The organism is Ravibacter arvi (genome assembly GCF_039540405.1).
GTDB lineage: Bacteria > Bacteroidota > Bacteroidia > Cytophagales > Spirosomataceae > Ravibacter > Ravibacter arvi.
In genome coordinates this window covers 279840-291967 of the sequence record NZ_BAABEY010000036.1, presented here as the reverse complement: position 1 = coordinate 291967, position 12128 = coordinate 279840, and the positions used below count along the sequence as shown (strand labels likewise).

Here is a 12128-nt window from a genome sequence, read left to right as displayed (position 1 = left end):
AAAAACACAATACACCACTGATTATCAGAATCTTAACCTGTTGGCATAACCTATGCACGTGCGCCGGGAGACATGGTACAACTAGCAATGAACAATAACCGTATTTTCCCGGTAATCATCTTCTGCTTCCTGGCAGCACTTCCGGTCAGGGGCCAGGGAACCAGGGGAGACTCTCTGGATCTGGCCACCTGTATCCAGTTGGCATGGAGCAACAATTACCTGGCTACCAGCAGCGGGCTCAGCCGCGAACAGGCCCATATTGACCACCGCGAAGCACGGCAAAGGCTGATTCCTTCCCTCGAAGCACGCTTTGGGCATAACCTGAGCCAGGGACGCCGGATCGATCTCGTAACCAACCAATACATCAACCAGCGCTTTACTTCCGGCAACCAGTCTCTGAGCACTTCGGCAACCCTGTTCCAGGGCCTGGCAGCACTTCATAAAATACGCGAGCAGGCTGCCGCCTACCGCGCTTCCGTTGCGGAAGAACAATCGGCCAGGGAACAGGTCATGCTGGATGTGATACTGGCCTATACCCAGGTGTTGACTGCCCGGGACATGCTCCACCAGATGGAGCTGCGCCTGGAGCTTACCCGGCAGCAAGTCAAACGCACCAGTGACCTCCATGACAACGGCGCGATATTGCCCGCAGACTACTACGACCTTAGAGGACAGTATGCCAGCGATAAAAATGCGCTGAACGACCTTCACAAAACCTATTCCGAGGCGATGACCAACCTGGCCAGGGCAATGAACGTCCCGGCGGACCAGGTCGGGCCGGTGCGCTCTTTCGGGGACGCTTTCCCTCTGACCACACCTGACTCCCTGACTGCCGACGGCCTCTATGACGATGCTGTCCTGAGCCTGCCGACCGTTAAAGCCACAGAATTGCGGATCCTTTCTTCAAAAGCCGCCCTGAAAGCATCCAGGTCGGCCCACTCGCCCAGGCTGACATTCGGAGCCGGATTCGAAAGCACCTATTCGAGCAATTCGGACCAGACCTATTTCAACCAAACCAAAAACAACATGGGGCGGTACCTGTCGTTCGGGCTGAACATCCCCATTGTAGACCACCTCTTTGTCCGCAACAACGTTGCCCGTTCCAAAATTCAGCTGACGGATGCGGAGCTCAAAGCGGCCAATACCAAAAATGACCTCCAGCGAACCATCTCACAATCGCTTATCAACCTGCGCCTCGCTGCCGAAAACTTCAAAAACCTGGTCGAACGCGAAGAAAATTTCCAGGAATCGTTCCGTATCGCCAAGGTGCGCTTCGAAGCCGGCGACCTCAACTCGGTACTGTTCCTGACCGCAAAAAACAATATGGACCAGGCATTGGCCGATAAAATCATAGGTAAATACGAATGGCGGCTTCAACAATTTATCATTGACTACTACCAGGGGCTTCTCCCCTGGCAACAATTTCAGAAGTAATACAGTAGATTTGGAGATCGGAACTCGGAAATCAGAAATCGGCCGTGCCGCGTAGGCCGCGCCGCATAGGCCCGCATCCATCGGCATTTTCCCGATTTCCGAGTTCTGATTTCCGAGTTCTGATTTCCTATTTCCGATCTCCCCCAAACCTCACAGCTCAAACCTCACAGCTATGAAACTAAAAAACGCTAACATCCTGGTTGTTGATGATGATCAGGACTTACTGACAGCGGTAGGTCTTCTGCTCAAACCGAAGGTGAACCGGGTGATCAAAGAACGCAACCCCGATTATATTCCGACCATCCTCAGCAAGGAAGAAATTCATCTCATCCTGCTTGACATGAATTTTAAAAGCGCCGTCAACACGGGAAACGAGGGGCTTTTCTGGCTGCAAAAAATAAAAAGCATGCGCCCCGATCTCCCGGTAGTGATGATCACCGCCTATGGCGCAATTGACCTGGCGGTCGAATCGCTGAAAAGAGGAGCGCGCGACTTCATCGTGAAGCCCTGGCAAAACGACCGGCTGGAATCAACACTCGGGGATGCGCTGCAGCAGCAAGGTCCACAGGCAAAAGCAAAAAGCATTGACCAGCCCGATCTCCCGGAGCTGATCGGGGAATCTGACATCATGAAATCACTGCAGGTCAAGATCAGTAAAATTGCGCCCACCGACGCGAATATTCTCATCCTGGGAGAAAACGGTACCGGGAAGGACATCATCGCGTCGCGCATTCACCATTTGTCGCTCCGGAACCGCAAGCCGCTGGTGAAAGTGGATGTCGGCGCCCTCACGGACACCCTGTTCGAATCGGAGCTTTTCGGGCATAAAAAAGGGGCGTTTACCGATGCAAGGGACGATCGTAAAGGAAGATTCGAAGCAGCCGACGGCGGCACGCTTTTTCTCGACGAAATAGGAAATATCAGCCTCCAGCACCAGGCTAAATTACTGAGTGTGCTGCAAAACCGGCAAGTGGTTCCGCTGGGAAGCAATACCCCGGTGCCGGTAGATATAAGGCTGCTGTGCGCGACCAACGTGCCCATGTCGGTACTTGCCGACGAGACCAGGTTCCGGAAAGACCTGGTATACCGCATCAACACAGTGGAAGTGCAGGTGCCCCCGCTGCGCGAAAGGGGAAACGACTGCCTGCAGCTCGCCCGGCACTTCCTGGCAATCTATGCCCGTAAATACAACAAGTCATTTGACAGTTTTGACCCGGGCGCTTTACAGAAACTCCGCTCCTACCACTATCCCGGCAATGTGCGCGAGCTGCAGTACTGTATCGAGAGAGCCGTCATCATGGCAGAAGGTGACGGCATCATGGCATCAGACATTATCTTCTCCCCGATTGAAACGGCGGAATTCATCCCGGCCGGCGTCCCGGGCGCAGGAAACAACCTGATGGACCTGGAACGGGCCACGATCAAAAATGTGGTCGACAAGCACAACGGGAATATTAGCAAGGCGGCGCGGGAACTGGGAATTACCCGGACCGCTCTGTACCGAAGACTTAACAAATACGATATCTGATGTCCCTTCGCCGCATTCGTATCGGATTTCTTTTGGTCCTGCTGCTGCTGCTGGCGCTTACCGTCCTGGCCTGCTATTGTTTTTTTAAAGGTCTGTACAGCTACCTGATATTGATTATCCCCGCAATCGCTGTTCTTGCCCTCCGGCTGGCTACCGTGAGAATGAGGGTATTCCGGGAACTGGAAGACTTCCATGAAGCGGTTATGTACCGCGACTTTACCCGCTCCTTCCCGGCCGGCTCGGGAGACGGGGAAATCAAGTTGCTCAGGAAAACTTTCAACGGCATCAACCAGGTATTCCACGAAGTCAGCAGCGAAAGGGAAATTCAGTACCAGTACCTTCAAAATTTACTGGAAATCGCCGACACCAGCATTATTTCCTACAACCTGGATACCGGGAAGGTTGCCTGGATGAACGAATCATTCCGGAAACTGTTTGCCATTCCGTTCCTCAACAACTTTGAAGCACTCCAGAAACGCAGCCCCGACCTCTACCGGAAGTCTACCCAGCTCAGTCCGGGAACAACCACACTTTTCACGGTAGAGTCGCCCAGGGGCCCGCTCAAGCTACAACTGTACGCACGTGATTTCCAAACCATGGAAGGCCGCTTTCGGATGATTTCCTGCCAGAACGTCAATGAAACCATCGACCGCACGGAATCACTGGCCTGGCAGAAATTGTTGAGCGTGCTCACCCACGAAATCATGAACTCCATTGCGCCCATCTCATCCCTGGCCAGCACCCTTTCAGGCAGAATCAGCCAGATGCCGCCCGCTCCGCAAATGGAGGACATCAGGGTCGGGGTAGACACCATCAGGAAGAGAAGCGAAGGGCTGCTCAGGTTTGCCCAGACTTACCGGTCACTGAACCAGGTTTCCAACCTGAACCTGAGAAAAACTACCCTGTCCACCCTCTTTGAAAATATTAACCAGCTTTTTGAACCGACACTTATCCAGAAAGGGATTGAACTGGATATCATCATGAAAGATCCGTCACTTCAGTACGAAATGGACGGCGGGTTAATTGAACAGGTACTGATTAACCTCGTGCTCAATGCTATAGAAGCGGTGAAAGAAAAAGAAGCGCCCTACATCAGTATTACAGCCCAGCTTATGGAGGGCGACCGGCTCCAGATACGTGTTACCGACAACGGGAAAGGTATCGCCGCCGACCTCATGGACAGCATTTTTGTACCGTTTTTTACCACCCGAAAAACCGGGAGCGGAGTGGGCCTTACCCTTGGCAAACAGATTATGCTGCTTCACGGCGGCAATATCCGGGTTGAGAGTAAAGAAAACACGGGGAGCACCTTTACTCTGGCGTTTTAGCCATTGCCGGTTTGCCTGCAAAGTACCTGCCGATCATTTTCTGATCGTGCCCATACACATCATTACGAAAGTTAAGCTTCCCGTCTTTGTCGACCCAGGCCGTGAAGTACCCGATTACCACCTGCACCTGTTCCTCTTTTTTCAGCCGCACCACCTTTTCTTTTCCGGATTCCATAGCGGCTTCAATCTTTTCTGCCGTCCAGGTCGAGTCTTTCCGAAGCAGGAATTCCGCCAGCTTTTTTGCATCCGACACCCTGATGCACCCGTGGCTGAACGCCCTCCTGGTTTCTTTAAAAAGTCGTTTGGCGGGTGTATCGTGCAGGTAAATGTTATAGCTGTTGGGAAAAAGGAACTTTGCCCGTCCAAGCGAATTTCCAGGCCCGGGCTTTTGCCTGACCGATGTCCCGTGCCATTCCATACGGTTGCGCGCCAGGTAATTGGGATCCCGCGCAATCGCGGGCAGTATTTCATTCTTCATAATACCGGGCGGCACGTTCCAATACGGGCTGAATACCACCTGGCTTACCACGTTTTGAAACACCACCGTATGATGAGCCGCCGAGCCGACTACCACGTCCATCTGGAATGCCAGTTTTCCATTTTCGTAAGCATGAAGCCTGAATTCCGGGATATTCACCAGCAAATAATCCTTGTCCGGTTGGTCGGGCATCCAGCGGATACGTTCCATATTGATCAGGATTTGCTGGATACGCTTCGTAATGGGCACGTTAATTGCGTCAAAGAACTCGCGGTCCAGCGTATTGTCGCTCGCCAAACCATGTTGCTGCTTAAACTGTGCCACCGCTTCCAGGAGCGCCGGCGTTACCGCTTCCAGGCTATCGGGTTCCGAACCGGCTTCAAACCCCAGCAGCATCAGCCGTTTTCTTACCTCGGGCACCACTCCGGCGCTTTCTCCTTTCCTCAATGCTTTTTTCGCGGGAGGAATGCTGTCCCATCGGTTGGCGTTCCTGATGCCGTAATAACGCAGTAAATGCGTTCGTAGCAGGCGGTACTGCCGGTTTACCGGCTCGTACTGCTCTACCCGCTTTCCTTTATTGGCCACCAGCGAATCCAGGAAAGGCGCCAGGTCCAGTTTCTTTCTAGGGATAAACCAACCCAGGTCGCCCTGGTTTACACGACGGTCACCGGCGTAGGCGAAATACGCATACCTGAAAAACTGATACGTCAAAAGCAGCTCTGTCTGGCGGATCAGACTATCCCCCGGATGGATGTCCCTTACCTCTGCAAGCGAGTCGATCCGCGCCTGAAGTCCCGGCAGATAAATGGTGCTATCGCCGGAATAATACAGGTATTGGTTTTGCATTCCCAGGAAAGTGAACACATAATCGGCAATTCCGTTCGGAAAAAACCAGGCGTACTGATAGTTTCTGCGGTTGTAAAAGCTGGTCAGCCGGGCCGCCAGGCTATCATGCATCGGGGTTCGGGCAATAAACTTTGCCAGATCCAGCGAATCCATGAAAAGTTCACTGAACGCTACCGATTTAGTAATGGTCGTGTCACGCGCCTCTATTTTCAGGGCGTTTTGTTTTTCAGGGCCGCATTGGCAAAGCCATATGGCCAGTCCTGCAAGCAGGAAAATTTTGAGTGACGTTTTCATGTGAATAACAGGGGTGAGGTATGAGGTATGAGGTACGAGGGGTGAGGCGTGAGCCATTTCCTTCAGGTTAGAACGCCGCTTCCACCCCATACCTCAAACCTCACCGCTTATGACTGCAATCATAACGCTCACTATGAATAACCGCCCATTTTTGATTCAAATTTCAACTTTCAGACCTACATGAGCAAGACACTTCTTTCATTTTTCATCCTCTTGGCCGCCCTATTCTTAGTCAATTGCGGCGGAGGCACTACGGAATCAGGAAGCGCAAAAGAAGAAAAAGCGAAACCTGAGGCGCAAACGTCATCGTATGATCCGAACCGCGGAGAAGGAAAATACGACGCATCCAACATCTCCGCAGGACCGCTCGATGAGCAGATGGCGCAGCAGGGGAAAGATACAAGTTTGCTATGAGCTACTATCTCCGGAGAAAAGCAAGGCTGTTGTCAAGTGCTTGAGCAAAGTCTCCCACCTGCGCGTTGCTAAGCATATCGGACAATTCAGTACGAATTTTCTTGAATTGAAAGTGAATCGGGCAGGGCAGCTGCTCCGAACATTGCTTTAGGCCCAGTCCGCAGCCGGTGAACAGACTGTCGCCATCTACCGCACGAACCACGTCGGCCAGGCTGCAGCTCTTTCCGACCGAATCGAGATAAAAACCGCCGTTCGGCCCTTTCGCCGATTGCAGCAAACCCCGCCGGCTCAGGTCCTGAAGAATCTTGGCGATAAAATACTCCGGAGAATCTATGCCTTTTGCAATTTCCTTGATGCCTGTCTTCTCTCCCTCAGCGCTCTTCTGCGCTACGAAAATCATTGCCCGGATCGCGTACTCACAGGTTTTTGAAAACATAGTCCCCGATTGATTGGTCTCAGGCAAATGTAAATAAAAAAAGCACAAATAAAAGACTTTTTTATCTTTTATTTTCCGGAAAAGTCCGAGCCTGGCACACAGCGCTTCTGTCATCCCCGTCAGAAAGAATTTATGCCGCCGCAACCCTAGCACAACCATTTACGTACTTCCAATTAACTGTGAAAAAACCGTGCGCAGCCGGCTCTGAGGGCCTTTGCAGCCGGTATTTTCCAGCACTCACCCGCATGCCTTTCCATTTTAATTTTTAAACCATTGTCAACATGAACAACGAAACACTTTCAAGATCGGCATTTCTCAGAAGCCTGGGACTAAGCACGTCGGCACTCATGGCCTTTTACTGCATCGGGACCACCATGACCGCCTGCGGCAGCAAAAAAGAAGACGATCCCGATCCGGGCGGTTCTACCGGCAACGGCATTACGGGAACAACAACCGGCTCCAATATCCAATTCACGCTGGATTTGAAACACAATACCTTTGCAAAGCTTAAGACCGCCGGGGAATCTTCTATCGTAGGCGATGTGCTCATCGCGCATACTACGTCCGGTACCTACGCTGCCTTATCCAAAATGTGCACGCACGAAGGCACTACGCTTGGCTTCCGCAGCGCCACCAATGACCTGGCCTGCCCCCAGCACGGATCTGAATTCAAACTGACCGGCGAGGTGCAAAAAGGTCCGAACACAGGCGGCAATATTCCTGCGCTTAAGGTTTACAAAGCCACTTTGTCTGCCGATGGCAATAGTCTGACCGTAACTTCATAATCCATCCGATCATGTACAGACTCCGCATCCTGGTATTATTATTTCTGCCTGCCTTTGTGCAGGCACAAGACCAACTGTTAGGCGAGCTTTCCCAGCTCGATAGCGCCGGGAAAGTCCCCGTTCAGGCTACTTTCAAATCAACACGGGTTGTCAACGGCCACTCCGTTGAAACCATGCGCGCCAGGCACCTCGACTTTCGTATTTCGCACCGTTTCGGTCGCGTCAACATGGGTGCCTATCATTTTTTCGGGCTTGACCAGGCCACCATGAGAATGGGGCTCGAATACGGCCTGACCAACCGGTTGATGATCGGGGTCGGACGAAGCACTTCTGAAAAAACCTACGACGCGTTTGCCAAATACCGCCTCCTCCGTCAAAGTTCAGGCCCCGGTTCATTCCCGGTCTCGGTCACGCTGTTTGCAAGCGCGGCAGCCGCAACGGTCAACAGGGAAGCGAGCTTCGAAGACAAACTCTCCTATGCTACACAGTTGCTGATCGCCCGCAAATTCGGTGAAAGGCTGTCGCTTCAAGTTTCCCCTACCTGGATACACCGCAACGTGGTAGCGGCAGGCGATGAACAAGACGTATTGGCGGTAGGCGTTGGCGGGCGCTTCAAGCTCACCAAACGGGTTTCACTGAACGGAGAATATTTCTGGACCGCCCGGGACGAAAGCCTGATTCCGGTACACTATTATAATTCTATGTCCTTTGGCGTTGACATCGAGACCGGCGGGCATGTCTTTCAATTGCATTTTACCAATTCGCTCGGCATGATTGAAAGACAATTCATTGCAGAGACAACGGGTTCCTGGGGCAAGGGCGACATCCACTACGGGTTCAATATTTCCCGCACTTTCAGCTTTGACAAACGCACGCGAAAAAACGCCCCTTCCAACGAAAACTAACTCAACTTCCAGACAGATGAGCAACTACTCTCTCTTCGTACTGCTGTTGTTTTCAGGACAATTGATGTTCGCGCAGGCACAGACCTACGTCACAGCCAACGGAAAAACAGAGTTTTTCTCGGAAACACCGGTGGAAAATATCCACGCAGTCAACAAAACTTCCCTGGTGGCGCTCAATACGGCTACGGGCGACATTGCGGCCAGGATCAAAATCCGCGACTTCGTTTTCCCCAACAAACTGATGCAGGAGCATTTCAACGAAAACTACATGGAATCGGAACGGCTTCCGCTGGCCACTTTTTCGGGAAAAATCACCAACCCGCCCGACTACACTAAAAATGGCACTTTTCCCGTAACGGCGTCCGGTAAGATCACCATTCACGGTGTTACCAAAGACCGCGAGCTCAAGGGAAAACTCACGGTCCAGGACGGGAAAATTTCTCTCCAGACCGAATTCGATGTCGCACTCAGCGACCATAACATCGAAGTACCGACGCTGGTTTTCGTGAAAATCGCGCAAGTTATCCGGGTAAAGGCGGACTATATGCTCCTGCCTAAAAACTAACCGGAGACCGGATTAACTCACTCCCGGGCCATCTTCTTCTTCCACAAACTCGAGCACGTCGCCGGGTTGGCAATTCAGCGCCTTACAAATGGCTGCCAGCGTCTCGAACCGGACGCCCTTTGCCTTCCCGGTTTTGAGGATAGAAAGGTTCACATTTGAGATCCCGACTTTCTGCGACAGCTCGTTCAACGACATTTTTCTCTTTGCCATCATGACATCGAGATTTACCAGGATAGGCATTTTAAATAAAACTTTCGTTTTCGCTTTTCAACTGTGAAGCGAGTTGAACAAAGCCGGTCAGTAAAAACAACGCCAGTATCAACACATACACCAGGATATTCTGGTCAAAAATCCCTTCCAATGCATGAGCCAATAGCCGCTTCTTAGCTTCGCCAATACCCACCAACCTACCTGAGAACTCCATTTGTGTTTTGATCCCGGCCTCGGCCAGGGAATTGAAAAAAGCCGCTAAAAGCCCTATTCCGCACGCTATCCGGATACGGGTCCCCGCAAGATCGCCATCTTTCGCCAGGACGGCCGATTTAATCCGGAAAACATAGTAGAGGATAAAAATCACACCTGTACAGGCCGCCATTTTAAAGATCCAGAGCAGTTGCAAAAGCCCTTCGTCATTCACAACAGAAGTCATTCCCCGCCAGAAAAAAAGGAGGGAGTTAGCCCCTGCCACCACCACGAGGAGAACCAGGAGAAAATTCAGCATCTTCATAGAAATTCAATTTTAATTGTTCAACATATATTTACTATACAAATATGATAAATATTTAATGTAAAACAATAATTGCTAAATTTTCTCCTGATAAGCAATTTTAAGGAAAAGGGTATGAAAAAGCGGCCTGACCACTTCCCCATACCCTTTTTGGCTTTTATTGTAAAACTGCCGGCTAATCCAGCTTCCTCAACTTAACATTCCGGTAAGCGACAAAGTTACCATGATCCTGGAGGCCAATTCTCCCGCTTCGGGTCTTTGTATAGTTAAGGGGAGCGAATTTGCTCTTTTTCACCGCCTCTTTCCAGGCATCCGACTCCAGGTCATAAGAAAGAATTTTCTTCCCGTTCAGCCAGTGTTCCGCTTTGCCGTTTTTCACGATGATACGGGTAGAGTTCCATTCGCCTACCGGTTTGGTATAGTCACCAGAAGGTGGCAACACATCTGAAGCCGAACCGGTCACCTGGTTGGGCTCAAGCTTTTGCGGATAATTTTTGTTGTCAATAATCTGGAATTCCGGTCCGGACTCGTACATGCGCTTGTTCGCCGGATCCTCAACGATGTAATAAAAAATTCCGCTGTTCCCCTTCTCTTTAATTTTCCAGTCGACAGTAATTTCAAAATTTCCGAACTCGGCGTCAGTAACAATGTCGCCGCTCCGGCCTTCGGTCATCAGTTCACCATTCATGACCATCCAACCGCTAACACCCTTTTTCAGGTAGTTATGCCAGCCATTCGTCGTTTTGCCGTCAAAAAGCAAAACCCACCCGGCTTTTGCCTCCTTTTTTGTCAGGACATTGTGTTTTTCCCCCTCTTTTTTTCCTCCGGCATATCCGGCTGTTACCAGGCCGGCCAGGAAAACTGCGTTAATCCATTTCATTCTTTTGTATTAAAAGGTTTGTAGCTGTTGGGTATGAGCCATGAGGAGTGAGGTATAAGCCAGCCCCTCATACCCCACGGCTCACACCTCACCGCTAAATTATCATTTTTTAATCACCATTTTCTCAGGATCCCATTCCACGATCCTGTTCTCATAATAACTGATATTACCGGCAACAGTAGGCCCGCAGGCTCTCAAGCCGAATACGGCGTCCTCTACCACAGGCTTGTTGTGCCGGATGGAGTCAAAGAAATTGACAAAGTGCTCGTACCGGTCGCCTTTGTAATCCTTCGGCGTTTTGAAGACCTGCTCGGCCGGGGCGGTCATCTCAAATTTTGTGGGGTATTTCTCACTGTAGGCTTTCTTGATACGGTCCTGCATTTCGGTGTCGAAGCTTCCGATAGACAAGCCGGGCGCTTTCGGGAACGGTGTCCTGCGCAGCACCAGGTTGTCCCAGCCTATGGAGATATCGCCTTCGGTACCGGCTATTCGAAAGAGGTAATTTTCCCCGCCGCCGCTGACCAGGTTGGTCCTGAGAGACAAGTTAAACGGACCATGGGCCGCAGATTTCGCGTAGTCAAAAAGCCCTACGTGAATATCCGGCACATCCCGGCCGTCTTTCCAATAGCGGAGCCCGCCGGTTGACATCACCCGGTTCGGCCCTTTTGAATCCAGTACGAAATGTAGCATAGACAACATATGAACGTACAAATCGCCGGCTGCGCCCGTACCAAATTCCTGATAATTGCGCCATCTGAAAAATTGGTCGGCGTTAAAAGGCAGTTTCTTCTTCGTGGGTTGAATATAGGTATCCCAATCTACGGCTTGCGGATTGGCATCCAGCGGGAGTGTATACTGCCAGGCCCCGATTGCGCTGTGCCGGTCGATCTGTACCTCGGCAAAATTCACTTCACCTATTTCGCCGGCTTTAATAAGCTCCTTCGCCTTGGCGTGTATAATAGAGCTCACAAACTGACTGCCTACCTGGAACACCTTCTTGTACTTCTCCTGGGCTGCGATCAGCGCGTGCCCTTCTTCCACATGTTTCACCATGGGTTTTTCGCTGTAGACATGTTTGCCTGCTGCGAGAGAATCAATTGAGATCTTTGAGTGCCAGTGGTCTACCGTCGCGTTGATAATCACGTCAATGTCCTTGCGCTGCAACAGTTCCCGGTAGTCGCGGGTGACGAAGAGGTCCTTTCCCCATAATTCGCGGGCACGCTTCAGGCGGCCGTCATACAGGTCGCAGGCGCCCGCTATTTCAATACCATCTACCATGAGGGCCGTCTGCATATCGCCGATTCCCATCCCGCCGGTACCCACCAGGCCAACCCGGATCTTGTCATTGGCGGAAAAAGGGAGCCGCGGCCGGTTTTCTATGATGTTAGTGGCATTACTGTTCCCGTAAGCGTTGGGTGCAATGGCAGCTGCCACTGCTGCTCCTCCAAGATTTTTAAGAAAATTACGACGTTTCGAATTGTATTTCATTTTGACTTAAAGGTTGAGCG

At 51.3% G+C, this 12128-nt stretch carries 13 protein-coding genes; 7 read left to right on the top strand and 6 right to left on the bottom strand.

What is annotated here, in order from left to right:
• Positions 1 to 72 precede the first annotated feature (72 nt).
• The 3 genes from ABD852_RS20940 to ABD852_RS20930 all read left to right on the top strand — a co-directional run bounded on the left by ABD852_RS20940 (position 73) and on the right by ABD852_RS20930 (position 4290).
• Entirely contained in the window at positions 73 to 1434 is a 1362-nt protein-coding gene (locus ABD852_RS20940; RefSeq protein WP_345032501.1) for a TolC family protein, read from the top strand.
• Between the two features lie 172 nt (positions 1435 to 1606).
• On the top strand, positions 1607 to 2962 hold the full coding sequence (locus ABD852_RS20935) for a sigma-54-dependent transcriptional regulator (protein WP_345032499.1): 1356 nt from the start codon (positions 1607 to 1609) through the stop codon (positions 2960 to 2962).
• Positions 2962 to 4290: a sensor histidine kinase gene (locus ABD852_RS20930; RefSeq protein ID WP_345032496.1), complete on the top strand. Its 1329-nt coding sequence runs from the start codon at positions 2962 to 2964 to the stop codon at positions 4288 to 4290. The genes ABD852_RS20935 and ABD852_RS20930 overlap by 1 nt, the downstream gene beginning before the upstream one ends.
• Here ABD852_RS20930 and ABD852_RS20925 read toward each other — a convergent pair.
• Positions 4274 to 5908 (bottom strand): L,D-transpeptidase family protein, encoded by a 1635-nt coding sequence (locus tag ABD852_RS20925; RefSeq protein WP_345032494.1) that lies wholly within the window; start codon positions 5906 to 5908, stop codon positions 4274 to 4276. The two genes, ABD852_RS20930 and ABD852_RS20925, sit on opposite strands and share 17 nt — an antisense overlap.
• Positions 5909 to 6088: 180 nt before the next feature.
• Between ABD852_RS20925 and ABD852_RS20920 the strand changes: the two genes are divergently transcribed.
• A complete protein-coding gene (locus ABD852_RS20920; protein ID WP_345032492.1) occupies positions 6089 to 6322 on the top strand; it encodes a hypothetical protein in 234 nt (77 codons plus the stop codon).
• A 4-nt stretch (positions 6323 to 6326) separates the two neighbouring features.
• Here the strand turns inward: ABD852_RS20920 and ABD852_RS20915 are convergent, their stop codons facing one another.
• Positions 6327 to 6758, bottom strand: a complete 432-nt coding sequence (locus ABD852_RS20915) for an RrF2 family transcriptional regulator (protein WP_345032490.1) — start codon at positions 6756 to 6758, stop codon at positions 6327 to 6329.
• A 281-nt stretch (positions 6759 to 7039) separates the two neighbouring features.
• On the opposite strand from ABD852_RS20915, the gene ABD852_RS20910 reads away from it, so the two are divergent.
• The 3 genes from ABD852_RS20910 to ABD852_RS20900 are packed head-to-tail and all read left to right on the top strand — an operon-like array spanning position 7040 to position 9013.
• Positions 7040 to 7543: a QcrA and Rieske domain-containing protein gene (locus ABD852_RS20910; RefSeq protein WP_345032488.1), complete on the top strand. Its 504-nt coding sequence runs from the start codon at positions 7040 to 7042 to the stop codon at positions 7541 to 7543.
• 11 nt (positions 7544 to 7554) lie between these two features.
• On the top strand, positions 7555 to 8448 hold the full coding sequence (locus ABD852_RS20905; RefSeq protein WP_345032487.1) for a DUF5777 family beta-barrel protein: 894 nt from the start codon (positions 7555 to 7557) through the stop codon (positions 8446 to 8448).
• A 16-nt stretch (positions 8449 to 8464) separates the two neighbouring features.
• Positions 8465 to 9013, top strand: coding sequence for a YceI family protein (locus tag ABD852_RS20900; RefSeq protein WP_345032485.1), 549 nt, complete (start codon positions 8465 to 8467; stop codon positions 9011 to 9013).
• A gap of 12 nt (positions 9014 to 9025) precedes the next feature.
• Here ABD852_RS20900 and ABD852_RS20895 read toward each other — a convergent pair whose 3' ends face one another.
• From ABD852_RS20895 to ABD852_RS20880, 4 genes are all read right to left on the bottom strand, one after another.
• On the bottom strand, positions 9026 to 9253 hold the full coding sequence (locus ABD852_RS20895; protein ID WP_345032483.1) for a helix-turn-helix domain-containing protein: 228 nt from the start codon (positions 9251 to 9253) through the stop codon (positions 9026 to 9028).
• Position 9254: 1 nt separating this feature from the next.
• The gene (locus ABD852_RS20890; RefSeq protein ID WP_345032482.1) at positions 9255 to 9740 is read right to left on the bottom strand and encodes a hypothetical protein; all 486 of its coding nucleotides are present in this window, start codon (positions 9738 to 9740) and stop codon (positions 9255 to 9257) included.
• A 175-nt stretch (positions 9741 to 9915) separates the two neighbouring features.
• Complete coding sequence (locus ABD852_RS20885; RefSeq protein WP_345032481.1) at positions 9916 to 10620, bottom strand: 3-keto-disaccharide hydrolase; 705 nt, start codon at positions 10618 to 10620, stop codon at positions 9916 to 9918.
• Positions 10621 to 10722: 102 nt separating this feature from the next.
• A complete protein-coding gene (locus ABD852_RS20880) occupies positions 10723 to 12108 on the bottom strand; it encodes a Gfo/Idh/MocA family protein (RefSeq protein ID WP_345032479.1) in 1386 nt (461 codons plus the stop codon).
• Between the last annotated feature and the right edge of the window lie 20 nt (positions 12109 to 12128).